Source organism: Arthrobacter woluwensis (assembly GCF_900105345.1).
Classification (GTDB): domain Bacteria; phylum Actinomycetota; class Actinomycetes; order Actinomycetales; family Micrococcaceae; genus Arthrobacter_E; species Arthrobacter_E woluwensis.
The window spans coordinates 98,302-112,159 of record NZ_FNSN01000003.1 but is presented as its reverse complement, the minus strand read 5'-3'; the positions used below and the strand labels follow the sequence as shown (position 1 = coordinate 112,159).

General features: G+C 71.3%; 11 protein-coding genes. 5 read left to right on the top strand and 6 right to left on the bottom strand.

The genetic code is table 11. From position 1 onward, the window contains the following. The first annotated feature begins 1 nt into the window (after nucleotide 1). From BLV63_RS01155 to BLV63_RS01140, 4 genes are all read left to right on the top strand, one after another. Entirely contained in the window at nucleotides 2–1,078 is a 1,077-nt protein-coding gene (locus BLV63_RS01155) for an ABC transporter permease (RefSeq protein WP_082724288.1), read from the top strand. Next, nucleotides 1,075–1,932, top strand: coding sequence for an ABC transporter permease (locus tag BLV63_RS01150; protein ID WP_066216644.1), 858 nt, complete (start codon nucleotides 1,075–1,077; stop codon nucleotides 1,930–1,932). The genes BLV63_RS01155 and BLV63_RS01150 overlap by 4 nt, the downstream gene beginning before the upstream one ends. Beyond that, nucleotides 1,929–3,539 (top strand): dipeptide ABC transporter ATP-binding protein, encoded by a 1,611-nt coding sequence (locus tag BLV63_RS01145; protein WP_066216648.1) that lies wholly within the window; start codon nucleotides 1,929–1,931, stop codon nucleotides 3,537–3,539. The genes BLV63_RS01150 and BLV63_RS01145 overlap by 4 nt, the downstream gene beginning before the upstream one ends. Nucleotides 3,540–3,631: 92 nt before the next feature. After that, a complete protein-coding gene (locus BLV63_RS01140) occupies nucleotides 3,632–5,044 on the top strand; it encodes an NAD(P)/FAD-dependent oxidoreductase (RefSeq protein WP_066216649.1) in 1,413 nt (470 codons plus the stop codon). 71 nt (nucleotides 5,045–5,115) lie between these two features. Here BLV63_RS01140 and BLV63_RS01135 read toward each other — a convergent pair whose 3' ends face one another. From BLV63_RS01135 to BLV63_RS01110, 6 genes are all read right to left on the bottom strand, one after another. Then, the gene (locus tag BLV63_RS01135; RefSeq protein ID WP_066216652.1) at nucleotides 5,116–5,787 is read right to left on the bottom strand and encodes a TetR/AcrR family transcriptional regulator; all 672 of its coding nucleotides are present in this window, start codon (nucleotides 5,785–5,787) and stop codon (nucleotides 5,116–5,118) included. Beyond that, complete coding sequence (locus tag BLV63_RS01130) at nucleotides 5,784–8,360, bottom strand: beta-glucosidase family protein (RefSeq protein WP_074784403.1); 2,577 nt, start codon at nucleotides 8,358–8,360, stop codon at nucleotides 5,784–5,786. Before BLV63_RS01130 ends, BLV63_RS01135 begins: the two co-directional genes overlap by 4 nt. A 107-nt stretch (nucleotides 8,361–8,467) precedes the next feature. Beyond that, complete coding sequence (locus tag BLV63_RS01125) at nucleotides 8,468–9,073, bottom strand: hypothetical protein (RefSeq protein WP_066216655.1); 606 nt, start codon at nucleotides 9,071–9,073, stop codon at nucleotides 8,468–8,470. Between the two features lie 159 nt (nucleotides 9,074–9,232). Beyond that, nucleotides 9,233–10,792, bottom strand: a complete 1,560-nt coding sequence (locus tag BLV63_RS01120) for an alkaline phosphatase family protein (RefSeq protein ID WP_139244615.1) — start codon at nucleotides 10,790–10,792, stop codon at nucleotides 9,233–9,235. Nucleotides 10,793–10,969: 177 nt separating this feature from the next. Further along, on the bottom strand, nucleotides 10,970–11,308 hold the full coding sequence (locus BLV63_RS01115) for a YnfA family protein (protein WP_066216662.1): 339 nt from the start codon (nucleotides 11,306–11,308) through the stop codon (nucleotides 10,970–10,972). Next, the gene (locus tag BLV63_RS01110) at nucleotides 11,305–12,405 is read right to left on the bottom strand and encodes an Lrp/AsnC family transcriptional regulator (protein ID WP_139244614.1); all 1,101 of its coding nucleotides are present in this window, start codon (nucleotides 12,403–12,405) and stop codon (nucleotides 11,305–11,307) included. The genes BLV63_RS01115 and BLV63_RS01110 overlap by 4 nt, the downstream gene beginning before the upstream one ends. 97 nt (nucleotides 12,406–12,502) lie before the next feature. On the opposite strand from BLV63_RS01110, the gene BLV63_RS01105 reads away from it, so the two are divergent. After that, nucleotides 12,503–13,837 carry a M20 metallopeptidase family protein gene (locus BLV63_RS01105; RefSeq protein ID WP_066216669.1) on the top strand — a complete coding sequence of 445 codons (1,335 nt, stop codon included), beginning with the start codon at nucleotides 12,503–12,505 and terminating at the stop codon, nucleotides 13,835–13,837. The last annotated feature ends 21 nt before the right edge of the window (nucleotides 13,838–13,858 follow it).

Below are 13,858 nucleotides of genomic sequence, written 5' to 3'. Positions count from 1 at the left end.
CATGACTGCTGTTGACGTGAAACCCTCGCCCGACTCCCCGGGCCCCGGCGGCTCCGGCGCGTCCGGCGGCGCGGATGGCCCCGGCGTTCCGGGCGCCTCCGGCAAGGCCCGCAGACGCAAGGGCGGTTCCCGGCCGCGGTTCGTGCTCGTGAAGATCGGCACGCTGCTGCTGACCTTGTTCGTGGCATCGCTCGCGGTGTTCTTCTCCCGCTTCCTGGTCCCCGGCGACCCGGCCCGCTTCCTGCTGCGCGGCCGCAGTCCCAAGCCGGAGGCGCTCGCGGAGATCACCCGCCAGTACGGCCTCGACAAGCCGCCGTGGGAGCAGTACGTGAACTGGCTCGGCGGCATCCTGCACGGCGACTGGGGCCGGTCCCTGACCTACCGGCAGGACGTCTCGGACGTGCTGCTCAACCGGCTCCCCACCACCTTGCAGCTCGTGGCGCTCGCCGCCGTGTTCATCACGGTCCTGGGTCTGCTGGCCGGCATCATCGCGAGCCTCAACAAGGGGTTCGGCGACAAGTTCATCCTCATCTCCCTCACCGCGGCCGGCGCGGTCCCGCCCTTCGTGGCGGCCATCGGCCTGGTGGCGGTGTTCTCCGTCAACCTCGGCTGGTTCCCCTCCTTCGGCAGCGGTGACGGCTTCTGGGACCGGATCTGGCATCTCACCCTGCCGGCCCTGGCCCTCGGCGTCACGTACATTGCGTTCGTGGCCCGGGTGACGCGCTCCTCCATGAACGAACAGCTCATCCGGGAACACGTCGAGGTGGCCACGAGCCGCGGCCTGACGCGTCCCACGGTGGTCCTGCGCCACGTGCTGCGGAACGCCCTGGGCCCCATCCTCACGGTGAGCGGCGTCCTGATCGCCGGCCTCCTGGTCTCCAGCGCCATCATCGAGCAGACTTTCGGCCTCACCGGGATCGGCCAGCTCCTGGTCCAGTCCATCGACCGGCTGGACTTCGGCGTGGTGCAGGCCATCGTCATGGTGGTGGTCACGGCGTTCGTCGTGGTCAACACCGTGGTGGACCTGGTCCAGCCCCTCATCGACCCTCGTATCGCCGCTGGATCGGAGACCCGATGACCCTCTCAATGACGCTCCCGCAGACGGGGTTCCGGCGCTACACCTCCGCCCTGTCCCTCACGGCCTGGATCGCCGTGATCGTCACGGCCGTGGTGGTCGTGGTGTCCGTCCTGGCCCCGACGCTCGCGCCGTACGACCCGGACTACGTCGACCTGGACAACGTGCTCGCCGGTCCCAGCGCCCAGCACCTCCTCGGCACCGACGCCCTGGGCCGTGACCTGCTCAGCCGCCTCATGTTCGGCGGCCGGACCTCACTGCTCGGCCCCACGCTCGTGGTGCTCGGCTCCACGGTCCTCGGTCTGCTGCTCGGCCTGGCCGCCGGCTGGTCCGACGGCTGGCTCGGCAAGGTCCTGGGCCGCGTGTTCGACATCCTCTTCGCCTTCCCGGCCCTGCTGGTGTCGATGCTCGCCGTGGCGCTGTTCGGCAAGGGTCTCGTGGCACCGATCATCGCCATGACGATCGCCTACGTCCCCTATGTGGCGCGTCTGACCCAGGGCCTCGTGGCCTCGGAACGGTCCCGCCCGTACGTCCAGGCGTACCGGGTGCTCGGCTTCCGGACGCCGTGGGTGGTCCTGGGCCGGGTGCTGCCGAACCTGATCCCCACCGTGGGGGCCCAGTCGGCGCTGAACTTCGGCTACGTCCTGGCGGACCTCGCGGCCCTGTCCTTCATCGGCCTCGGCGTCCAGCCGCCCACGAGCGACTGGGGCGCCATGATCGAGGAGTCCCGGGGGGCTCTGCTGGGCGGCTACATCCTGCCGGCGTTCTGGCCGGCGCTCGTGGTGGTCGTCGTCGTGGTCGCCGTGAATGTCATCGGCGAGGAGATCTCGGATCGGATCGGAGGCAAGCTCTCATGAGTCACTTGCTGGAAGTGCAGGATTTCACCCTCGGTTTCGCGGGACGCGACCCGCTGCTGGACCGCGTCTCCCTCCACGTCGACGACGGCGAGGCCGTGGCGCTCGTGGGCGAGTCCGGTTCGGGGAAGTCGCTGACCACGCGGGCCGCCCTGGGACTCCTCCCGGAACGCGCCCAGCACTCCGGGCTGGTGTCCGTCCGGGGCCTCGACACCCTCACGGCGGGCCGCCAGCAGCTCCTGGACCTGCGCCGCCAGCGGGCGTCCATGATCTTCCAGGATCCCCGCGCGGGCATCAACCCGGTGCGCACCGTGGGCGACTTCCTGACGGAGACCCTGGTCCGCTGGCGCGGCCTCTCCCGCGCCGAGGCCACCGAACGGGCCGTGACCCAGCTGGAGCAGGTCGGCCTGCGCCGCGCCAAGGACCTGGTAAACCAGTACCCGCATCAGCTGTCCGGCGGCATGCTGCAGCGCGTCATGATCGCGGCCGCGCTCCTGGACTCCCCGGAGCTGCTCCTGTGCGACGAGCCCACCACGGCGCTCGACGTCACCACGCAGGCCGGGATCGTCCGGCTCCTGCGGGACGAGCAGCAGGCCCGCGGCATGGGCATGCTCTTCATCACCCACGACCTCAACCTCGCCGCGAGCCTGTGTGAGCGCGTCTACGTGCTCCGCCGCGGCAAGGTGGTGGAGCACGGCCGTACCCGGGACGTGTTCGTGAGTCCGCAGCAGGAGTACACGCGGGAGCTCGTGGGGGCCACCCCCACGATCGACCTGGATCGGATCCCCGCCCCGCCCGCCCCGTCGGCGGAGGCGCCGCTGCTGGAGGTCTCCGGCCTGAGCAAGCGGTACGAGCTCGCCCACGGCGAGGTCATCACGGCCCTCGACGACGCCGCGTTCACCCTGCCGCGCGGCGGCTCGCTCGGCGTGGTGGGCGAGTCCGGCTCGGGCAAGTCGACGCTGGCCCGCCTGGTGGTCGCGCTGGAGACCCCGAGCGACGGAGAGCTCCACCTGGACGGGACCGAGCGCCCGGCCCGTCCCCTGAAGGCGTCCGAACGCAAGCTCCTGGCCAAGGATGTGCAGATCGTTTTCCAGGATCCGTACCTGTCCCTGGACCCGCGGATCCCCGTCGGTCACGCCGTGGCGGACGTGTTCCGGCTGCACCGCAAGCAGTCCCGCAAGGCTGCCGCGGACAGCGCCCGTGAGCTGCTGGAACGGGTCGGCATCGGTCCGGAACGGTTCGGTTCCAAGCCGCGGGCGCTGTCCGGAGGTCAGCGTCAGCGGGTCGCGCTGGCCAAGGCCCTCGCGGCGCAGCCCCGGCTCCTGGTCCTCGACGAAGCCACGAGCGCCCTGGACGTCTCCGTGCAGGCCCAGGTGCTCTCGCTGGTCGAGGAACTCCGGGACCAGCTCGGCCTGACCATCCTCTTCGTCACCCATGACCTCGCCGTGGTGTCCCGGATCTGTTCGCAGGTCCTGGTGATGCACCAGGGCCGGATCGTCGAACAGGGCCCCACGTCCGAGGTGCTCGCCGCTCCCGCGGACGACTACACCCGGAACCTCCTCGGCTCCCGGCCGAGGCCCCTCTGGGACGCAGAACCGGCGGCCCTCTGAAGGCCGTCGCCCGCCACCACTCGACGCTTCCTCCGCTCAAGCGTCCTTCCACACCGCTTCATCCACCGCACCCTCAAACAGGAGAAACTCCCGTGCATACCACCGTTTTCGAACGGAACGTCCCCCAGCCCGCCGTCGTCGCGCGTTCTCTGGAAGGGGCCGTTCACCGGCCGTTCTGGATCGACGACCTGGGTCCGGACGTGACCCGCTACCCGCAGCTGGAAGGCGACGCGAGCGCCGCCCTGGTGATCGTGGGCGGCGGTTACACGGGCCTGTGGACCGCCCTGCGGGCCAAGGAACGTGAACCGGAGCGCAGCGTCATCCTGCTCGAGGGCGAGCGGATCGCCTGGGCTGCGTCCGGCCGGAACGGCGGCTTCTGCGAGGCCAGCCTGACCCACGGCTACGAGAACGGCAAGAGCCGCTGGCCGCAGGAGATCGAGACCCTCGAACGGCTGGGTCTGGAGAACCTTGAGCGCATGCAGGAGGCGATCGAACGCTACGGCATGGACTGCGAATGGGAGCGGACCGGCGAGCTGAACGTCGCCGTCGAGCCCCATCAGCTGGAGTGGCTGGCGGAGGAGAGCGGTGGCCACGTGCTGAACCGGGAGGCCACGCGGGCCGAGGTCAACTCGCCCACGTTCCTCGGCTCGGTCTGGCTCAAGGACTCCGTGGCCATGGTGCACCCGTACAAGCTCGCCACCGAACTCGCCCGGGTGGTCACCGAGCTGGGCGTGACGATCCATGAGGGCACCCGCGTGCGGGAGCTGGTGGACGTCGACGGCGGCGTGGACGTCGTGACGGACCGAGGCACCGTGCGCGCCGGGCAGGTGGTGCTGGGGACCAACGTGTTCCCGTCGCTGCTCAAGCGCAACGCGCTCATGACGGTGCCGGTCTACGACTACGCCCTCATGACGGAGCCCCTGAGCCAGGAGCAGCTCGAGGCCATCGGCTGGACGAACCGGCAGGGCATCGGGGACATGGCCAACCAGTTCCACTATTACCGGATCACTCAGGACAACCGGATCCTGTTCGGCGGCTACGACGCGCTGTACTTCTGGGGCCGTCGCGTGGACGAGGGGCACGAGTACCAGCCGGAGACGTGGGAGCGGCTGGCCTCGCACTTCTTCACCACGTTCCCCCAGCTGGAGGGCGTGAAGTTCACGCACAAGTGGGCGGGACCCATCGACTCCAGCACCCAGTTCTGCGCCTTCTTCGGCACAGCGCGGAAGGACCGGGTGGCCTACGCCGCCGGGTTCACCGGCCTGGGCGTGGGCGCCACCGCCTTCGCCGCCGACGTCCTGCTGGACCTGCTGAGCGGCGCGGACACCGAACGGACCCGCGTGGAGATGGTCCGCAAGCGGCCCCTGCCGTTCCCTCCGGAACCGTTCGCCTCGGTGGGGATCAACCTCACCCGCTGGTCGATGGACCGCGCCGACCACAACGAGGGCAAGCGCAACTTCATCCTCAAGGCCCTCGACGCAGTCGGGCTGGGCTTCGACTCCTGAGCGCCGGCTCCTCGGCGCGGGCCCCGGCCCCCCGGGGCCGGCCGGCCTGGTCGCCGGGGGCGCTGGGTGGCTCAGCGGCCCCAGCGCTCCCGGATGGTCTCGACCAGGACGGCGAAGTCGTCCGCCATGGCCGCGCCGTCGTCGTCCGGATCGGACAGCCACTGCATCTGCAGCCCGTCCATGGCCGCCACGAGGCACCGCGCCAGCGATTCTACGGGGGCGCCGGGCAGGAGCCGGCCGTCCTCGGCCGCCTCCCGGAAGGACCGGAGGATCTTCGCCTCCGCCAGCCGGTGGTGTTCCAGGAGCCAGGAGCTGGCGGGGTGGTCGTGGGCCGCCGCCTCTCCGGCCAGGGTGGTGAAGAGCCGGACCATGCCGGGCTGCCGGGTGTTGTGCCGGACCAGGTCCACCAGCCGCTCCACGGCGGCCCAGCCCCGCGGCTCCTCGCGGTCCCGACCGCTCAGCAGCGCCAAGTCCCGTGCGTCGCGCCACTCCATGACCGCCGCCAGGAGCGCGTCCTTGGTGGGGAAGTGGTGCAGCAGTCCTGTCAGGCTCAAGCCGCAGGACCGCGCCAGGGAGCTCATCGACGTGCCCCGGTACCCGTCCTCGGAGAAGACCCGTGCCGCGGCGGCCAGGATCTCCTCCCGCCGGGCGGCGCTGTCCGCGCCCTTGGGCCGGCCGCTGGCACGGCGGGCGATCCCGTCGGACTCGACGGAATCGCCGTCCGCCGTGCCCGTGGAGCTCATCTCCACGACACCCGGGCCCGGACATCGCCGAGGCCGCGGGCCAGGAGGAATTCGCCGCCCGTGAGCTCCCGCCAGGATCCGTCCGCCTCGTCCCAGCGGCGCAACAGGCGCGGATCGGCGCGGACAACAACAGGGACCGAGCCGCCCGCCGGGACCTCGACGTTCGTGTACCCGGCCAGACGGACGGGCTGCCCGGCTTCCGCGGGGACGTAGTAGAGCTGCACCACTTCACGGCTGTCCCGTGCCGAGACGTTCCGAAGCGTCAGGGACACGGAGGGCACGCCGTCGTCGTCCGTGAGAGCGGCGTCCGCGTACTCCCACGCGCCGAAGCCCAGGCCGGCGCCGAACCAGAACAGGGGCTCGGGCGCGTCGCCGGCGTGATAGCCGCGGTAGCCGATGGCGGTGCCGTCGCTGTAATCGAGGGTCAGTGTCTCGTCCGGCTGAGTGCTCCAGGCCGGGGCCGCACCGTCGGCGGAGGGGAAACTCGTGACGAGGCGGCCCGTGGGCTCGGCCTCGCCCGTGAGGACGTCGGCCACGGCATGGCCGCCCTCCTGGCCCGGCAGGCCCACGACCAGCACCGCGTCCACCGCGTCGAGCCACGGCATGAGGACCGGGGTGGCGGCGTTGACCACCACCACGGTCCGCTCGGCCGCCGCGGCGACCCGGGTCACGAGCTCGTCCTGGCGGCCGGGCAGGGCGAGGGTGTGCTTGTCCGCGGCCTCTGTCTCGTCCTCCTCCGTCAGCCCGACCACGACGACGGCGGTCCCCGCCCGGCGCGCGGCGTCCTCGGCGGCGGCGAGGGCGTCGTCGTCGCTGACGGGGATCGGCTCGGCCACGAGGGTGGCCAGCCCCACCCCGGACGCCGCGAACAGGTGGCTCTCCTCGGCGACGCGCACGTGCGGCTGCGCGGCCAGGACAGCGCGCCAGTCCACCGGCCGGAACGTCTGGGTGGCGCTGATCCGGCTGCCCTCGGGAAGGTCGAGGACCTCGGAGAAGGCGGGTGGGCGGAGGATGCCTTCACCCGGGTCGAAGCCTTCGGTGGTGACGTCACGGTCGAGCTCGGCGAGCACCGCGCCGTCCGGCCCGGTGACGACGAGGCGCCAGTGACCCGCGCCGATGCCGCCCACCCGGACGGTCCCGCCGCTGCTGAGCACGGCGTCGAGGCGGACGGCCGCGGGCGATTCCTGGCTCGGGTCGTCGAAGCCGGTGCTGAGGGAGGCCACGGGGGAGTGCGCGCTGGAGATCTCACGGCCGTCGGCGGCGAGCTGGGTGACACGGATCCCGGGCTCGCCCGAGACCGGGTCGCTGAGGAACTCCGCGGAGGCGGCGACCGGGCGGCGGCGGATGGCCACCCCGTCCACCACGGTCAGGCGGTCCCCGAGCCGGGCGCTCAGACCCTCGGCGATGGTGACCTGGTACGGCGGCGTGACCTGCGCCGAGCCGCCGCCCATGCAGACGGTGGCCACGGCGGAGCGGCCCACGAGCGCGACCGGGCCGTCGCCGGCCAGGGGGAGGACGCCGTCGGCGTTCTTCAGCAGGGTCATGCCGCGGGAGGCGATGCGGCGCAGCTGCTCCCGTCGCTCGGCGGAGTCCGGGGCCGGCATACCGGATGCGAAGGGCGAGGCCCCGTCCGCGGCGAAGGCGCCGGTGCGGCGGGCCAGGAGGAGCAGGCGGGCGATGTGCTCGTCCACGGTGCTCTCGGCCACGTCACCGCGTCGGACGGCGGCCACGAGCCGCTCGCCCCACGGGCCGGACGGACCCGGCATGACCAGGTCCAGGCCGCCGTTGGCCGACTCCACGGTGCGCTTGGTGGCGAACCAGTCGCTCATGATGAGGCCGTCCCAGCCCCACTCGCCCTTCACGATCCCGTTCTGGATGTGGTCCTGCTCGGTGGCGGTGATGCCGTTGATGTCGTTGTACGCGGCCATCATGGCCCACGGGCGAGCATCCTGAACGGCCATCTCGAACGGCAGGAGGTACACCTCGCGCAGGGCCGTTTCGGAGACCTGGGAGTTCATGAAATTGCGCAGGATCTCGGATTCGTTGGCCACGAGGTGCTTGAGGCACGCCCCCGTGCCGCCGCCGCGCCGTCCGGTGCCGTCGGGGTCTGGCGCGCCGTCCTGGAGACCGCGGACATAGGCGCTCGCCGCCCGGCCGGTCAGGTACGGGTCCTCCGAGTAGGCCTCGAAGAGCCGGCCGCCCAAGGGGGTGCGGTGCAGGTTGATGGTCGGTCCGAGGACGACGTGGATGTTCTGGCGGTGCGCCTCCTCGGACAGCATCCCGCCCACTTCCTCGGCGATCGCGTCGTCCCAGGAGGACGCGATGAGGGTGGCGTTGGGGAAGAGCGCGACGGCGTCGCCGCCCATGAACTTCAGCCCGCGCACGCCGGTGGGTCCGTCGGAGAAGGCGAGGGGCGCGAGGCCGATCGCGGCGTTTCCGGGCAAGGTGAACGCGGTCTCGCCGGTCAGGAGCCGGACCTTGTCCTCGAGGCTGAGCCGGCTGATCGCCTGGGCGATCGCCTCCCGCTGCTGGGCGTCCGTGCTGGTGCTGTCCGTGCTGGGGCTCTCGGCCATGTCGCTCACCTTCGTGACGGGCAGGGCGGCGGGCACGCCGGAACCGGCCGCCTCCTCGCAGAAATAGTTGACCCTTACTATTTCATGAGGTGACGCGGGTCACAAGGTCAGTCGTTCTCGATGTTGAACGTCCACAGGGCCAGCGCGTGACCCGCGTGGCGCAGCGTCACCTGGGCGGCGCCGTCGTGGAACGTTCCGCGCACCACCAGGTCCGCCTGCGAACCGGCGGCGACCGTCACCGTCGCCGGGCCGACCGGGTTCAGTGCCACGGTGCGGCCCCGCTGATCGCGGCAGTCCAGGTCGCCGGCGCTGATCGCCACGGACCCCGACGTCGCCTTCACCCGCACGGTGATGGTGCCCTCGATCGGGATGTCCGGGGCGGCCGTCGGATGGGAGGTGGGGACGGGGACCGGCGCGGTGTCGGGGCCGAGGGCCGTCAGGATCACCGAGGACCCGTCCGGAAGGGTTGCGGCGACCGGTGCGCCGATGGCGAGCACGGCGCCGTGACTCGCGTTCGCGCTCGCGGTGGGTTCCGCGCTCGGGGCCGAGGGGACAGGGACCGCGCCGAGCGACCGCACCACGGCCTGGGCGGAGTCCTCGGCGGTGGCCGTGGGCGCCTCTGAGGGGACCGACGACGCCGGTGCGCTGCACGCGGCGAGCGGAACCGCCAGTGCGGCGGTGAGAAGGAGAGCGGGGAGGGAGCGGGAGCGCACGATGGCCTTCCTGGGGTCTGGCTTGCTGGCGGTCTGGCCGGCTGACGGTCCGGTCCGCCGAGCTCGCTGGGGAGGGGCCGAGATCGCTACACGGTGCAGCGAGGTCAGACCCTCCCCAGCGAGCTCGCGGGCAGGAGGGGTGAAGCGACGGCGTGAGGGTCAGTGGCGGGCGTAGACGCTGCCGGCCGGGATGACCGGGATGCCCGTGTCCTTCACGCCGGCCACGGCCGGGTACGTGATCGCGCCGGACGGCGTGGGCTGGAGGGCCCGGCCGGACGGGTTGTTGTAGACGTCGCCGCCGAAGGGGCGGAGCCCGTCGGCCGCCGCGAAGCCGAGGTGTCCCCGGCCGTCCGTGCCGCCGTCGTGGACGCCGAAGAGGTCCTCCATGCTGCGCAGCCAGCTGTAGTGGTTGTACGGCTGGTTGCTGACCGAGCCCGGCTTGATGAAGCGGGAGATCATGACGGCGCCCGTGATGCCGCCGCCCGGGGTGGTGTCCTGGTTGAACGCCTGGAAGCCCGGCTGGCTGGTGTTCGGGCCGGGAAGTTCGTTGCAGCACGCGACCACGGACTGGCCCGTGTTGGCCTCGGCCTGAGCGGAGGCGCCGGTGCCGGAGTCGGTCCCCATGGCGGGGCCGCTGTTGTTGCCCCACGGACCCGTCTGGGTGCCGAGGTCCGCGATCGAGTTGCCGTACATCTTGTACGGCGGCATGGCCTCATCGAAGATGATTTGGATCAGGCCGTCCTGCTGGAACGCGGGGGAGTTCATGATCATCGGGACGTACTTCTTGAGGAAGTTGTCCGACGCGTAGAGACCGCCCTGGCGGCTGTTCGGGTCGCCGCTCATGTTCTGGCCGGGGCCCTTGCAGGTGGCATCGTGTGCGTCGGAGCAGTTGCCCGGGGTGATCCAGTTGAACTTCGGCGTGGTGCGGACGGACTTGAGGTCCTCCTCCAGGCCGGTGAGGGCCGGGTGGCCGGGGGTGGCGTGGTAGCCGGAGAGCGGGACCACGTTCTTGCAGTCCTGCGGGTTGTCGATCACGGAGTGGAACCAGGCCGTGGGGTTGTGCTTGGCGACGTACTGGTCCGTGGCGGTCGCGCCGGAGGGGTCCTTCACGCCGGCGCCGGACGGGTCGCCCGGGATGCCGCAGCGGTAGACGTCCTCGCGGCCGGCGTCGTTGCCCATGTCCTGCATGTAGGCCTTCCAGCTGACGTGCTTGTCGTCGAGCTGGTTGAAGAGCGTCTTGGTGGAGGCCGGGTAGACGCAGCCCTTGGACGCCAGGACCTGGCCATCGGCCGCGGGGGTGCCCGGCGAGACGTCCGTGTACTGGGGACAGTCGTTCTGGTTGTCCGGAGCCGGGGACTGGCCGCCGACCAGGCTGATGTAGTTGTCCAGGCTGAAGTGGCCCGTGCCGTAGTACTGCGTGAGCAGCGCGCCGTAAGACGGAAGGGTCTTCCAGAGGTAGTCGTTCTGGTTCAGGCCCGTGAAGGTGGCTTCGTAGGACTTGTTCTCGAGGATGATGGTCCAGACGTGGCCGATCTTCGACGCCCCGTCCCGTCCCTGGCTGTTCTGGCCCTGGTCGTTCTGATGCTGGGAATCGTGCGCGGGGAGGGTGGTTCCGGCGGTGGCGGCGGTGCCGCCCGCCAGCAGGGAGGCGCTCAGGGCGCCCACGGCCAGCACTCCGGCCAAGGTCTTCCCGAGGCGGCTGGTGATCCGCAATTTCATGCTTGCTCCAAAGTTCGCGATGACAGCGTGAATGCCCCGAACCCCCGTGCGAATGACGGGATGACTCTAGGATTCCTGCGCGTCATGCGCTTCGGTGAAGGGCAGATGGCGAACCGGTTAACGTTCGACGACGGCGCTCGCCGCCCGCCGTCGCCGCCCGCGTTCCGCTGCCGGTCCTCAGGCCGCGCCGCGCGGTGCGAACATGATGACGGCGACGCCCGCCAGGCAGAGGAAGGCCCCGATCAGATCCCAGCGGTCGGGGCGGAAGCCGTCCACGATCACGCCCCACGCCAGCGAGCCGGCCACGAACACGCCGCCGTACGCGGCGAGGATCCGCCCGAAGTGCGCATCCGGCTGCAGGCTGGCGACGAAGCCGTAGAGGCCCAGGGCGATCACCCCGAGCCCGGCCCACCACCAGCCCTTGTCCTCGCGCACGGCCTGCCAGATGAGCCACGCGCCACCGATCTCGGCCACGGCGGAGAGGGCGAAAAGGAGGATGGACTTGAGGATGCTCATGCGTCCATGATGCCGGGTCCCACGCCGGGCAATTCCTGCGGCATCCCGGGTCCGGGGACCACCTGGCCCGTGGCGGTGCCGTCCGGGCCGAGCATGAAGCCCACGCGCTTGGCGCTGCGCAGCATGACCGTGCTCTGCACGAGTTCGATCTGGGGGAGCCGTTCCTGCAGCGTCAGTTCGGCGGTGAGGACGTCGGCCACCGTGCGGAGCCACATCATGATGATGAAGTTGGTCCGGCCCGTCGTGGACGCGGCGAGGCGCACGTTCCGCAGCCCGCTCAGCGCCGCGGCCACCTGGGCGTGCTGTCCGGCGGGCGCCTTGGCGAGCCAGCGGCACGCGACAGGGTATCCGGCGGGACCCTGGGCGACCTCGCAGCGGAAGGTCAGGAGGTCGCTGCCCAGGATCTTCGCGAGCTGGCGGTGCACGGTGGCCGGACTCCGGTCGAGGGCGCGGGCCATGTCGGAGACGCCGGCCCGGCCGTTGAGCGCCAGGAACGGGAGGAGGTCCAGGGCGGCGTCGGGGACGGGTCCGTGGTGCGGTTCGACCGCGCCGAGGCGCGTGAAGGCGGCGATCTCCTCGCGGTCGAGCGCGGCGAGCCGCCACGAATGTCCGCCGGAGTGCAGGCGGGTGCAGAGTTCGCTGTGCACATGGAGGACCCCTGGCGCCGAGGCGACCTGCGGCAGGATGCGCTCCGTGCATTCGGCGAGCGACGGCGCCAGCACGGTGAGCGCGAGGTCCGGGTTCCCCGTGGCCACGTCGATCGTGGCCACTTCGGGGATGGCGGCCAGAGCCGTCTGAGCCTGTTCGCGGAGCCCCGGCTCGCACTCGATGTCCGCGAAGGCGAGGATCATGACGGACGGGTCGCCCGCGAGATGGGCCGTGATCCACGCCCGTCCCGAGGCCCGCAGCCGTTCCCAGCGGCGGGCCAGCGTCGCGGGGTGGGAGCCGAGGATGCCGGCGGCGTCGAGCCAGGAGACGCGCGGGGCGATCTGGAGGGCGTGCAGGAGGCGAAGGTCCTCCTCGGACAGCTCGACGGCGGGGACCCCCAGGGGATGAAAACCCGGTAGTGGATGAAAACGCTCACGTGGCACGCTCATCTGAAAAATTGTTGCACCTGACCTTCTGGACTGGAAGAGAAGCGCACACTCTTCATACGCCAGACTATGGCGTGGATCACACATGAGGAGACGGTGCATGGCCATCACGGACGACGCAAGGACGTTGCAGGACCAGCTCATCCAGTGGAGGCACGCCTTCCACCAGGCCCCCGAGATCGGGCTGGATCTGCCCCGGACGCAGGAGAAGGTCCTGGCCGCACTGGATGGCCTGGGGCTGGAGATCTCCACCGGCACGGACACCACCTCGGTCACCGCGGTCCTCCGCGGCACGGCCGGCCTCCCCGCCGCGAGCCCCTCCGCCGGGGCCGCCGGGACGGGGGCACGCCCCGCGGTCCTGCTCCGCGCCGACATGGACGCCCTCCCGGTCCAGGAGCGCACGGGCGTCGAGTACACCTCCAGGATCGACGGCGCGATGCACGCCTGCGGCCACGACCTCCACACCGCCATGCTGCTCGGCGCCGCGACCCTCCTCGCCGACAGCCGGCACCGGATCGCCGGCGACGTCGTCTTCATGTTCCAGCCGGGGGAGGAGGGCTACGACGGCGCGTCGGTCATGGTGCGCGAAGGGGTCCTGGACGCCGCCGGCCGCCGGGTGGACGCTGCGTTCGGCATGCACGTCTTCTCCTCGCTCGAGCCGCACGGCCGTTTCGTCACCCGCCCCGGCGTCATGATGAGCGCGTCGGACGGCCTGTTCGTCCGGGTGCTCGGCGCCGGCGGCCACGGCTCGGCTCCCCACGCTGCGAAGGACCCGGTCACGGTGTCCGCCGAGATGATCCTGGCCCTGCAGACCATGGTCACGCGGCAGTTCGACATGTTCGACCCGACCGTCCTCACCGTCGGCCGCCTGGCAGCCGGCACCAAGCGCAACGTCATCCCGGACACCGCCGAGTTCGACGCCACGATCCGCACCTTCTCCGAGGCGAACCGGGAGCGCATGCAGACCGCGATCCCGCGCCTGCTCCAGGGCATCGCCCACGCCCACGGTCTGGACGTGGAGGTCACCTACCTCCCCGAGTACCCGCTCACCGTCACGGACACCGCCGAGACCGAGTTCGCGGAATCCGCCATCACGGAGCTCTTCGACGGACGGCACTCCCGGCTGGCCCAGCCCCTCAGCGGCTCCGAGGACTTCTCGCGCGTGCTCGCGGAGGTGCCCGGCAGCTTCGTCGGGCTCAGCGCGGTGCCGGAGGGCGTCGATCCCCGGACGAGCGCTTTCAACCACTCGCCCTACGCCACCTTCGACGACGCGGTGCTCGCCGACGGCGCGGCAGTCTACGCGCAGCTCGCGCTGTCCCGCACCGCGCTCCTTGCGACAGCCCCGAGCGACACTGCGCCATCGGGCTCAACGTCATCGGGCTCAGCGCCATCGGACTCAGAGCAGCCGGATTCCGCCCAGCCGGCCGTCCGCTGACCAGCCCCAGGAACCTCAGGA

Bases quoted from the DNA above. Each gene is read 5' to 3' on its own strand.
- BLV63_RS01155 (WP_082724288.1), top strand. From the start codon at position 2: ATGACTGCTGTTGACGTGAAACCCTCGCCCGACTCCCCGGGCCCCGGC.
- BLV63_RS01150 (WP_066216644.1), top strand. From the start codon at position 1,075: ATGACCCTCTCAATGACGCTCCCGCAGACGGGGTTCCGGCGCTACACC.
- BLV63_RS01145 (WP_066216648.1), top strand. From the start codon at position 1,929: ATGAGTCACTTGCTGGAAGTGCAGGATTTCACCCTCGGTTTCGCGGGA.
- BLV63_RS01135 (WP_066216652.1), bottom strand. From the start codon at position 5,787: ATGAGCTCCACGGGCACGGCGGACGGCGATTCCGTCGAGTCCGACGGG.
- BLV63_RS01130 (WP_074784403.1), bottom strand. From the start codon at position 8,360: ATGGCCGAGAGCCCCAGCACGGACAGCACCAGCACGGACGCCCAGCAG.
- BLV63_RS01120 (WP_139244615.1), bottom strand. From the start codon at position 10,792: ATGAAATTGCGGATCACCAGCCGCCTCGGGAAGACCTTGGCCGGAGTG.
- BLV63_RS01115 (WP_066216662.1), bottom strand. From the start codon at position 11,308: ATGAGCATCCTCAAGTCCATCCTCCTTTTCGCCCTCTCCGCCGTGGCC.
- BLV63_RS01110 (WP_139244614.1), bottom strand. From the start codon at position 12,405: ATGAGCGTGCCACGTGAGCGTTTTCATCCACTACCGGGTTTTCATCCC.
- BLV63_RS01105 (WP_066216669.1), top strand. From the start codon at position 12,503: ATGGCCATCACGGACGACGCAAGGACGTTGCAGGACCAGCTCATCCAG.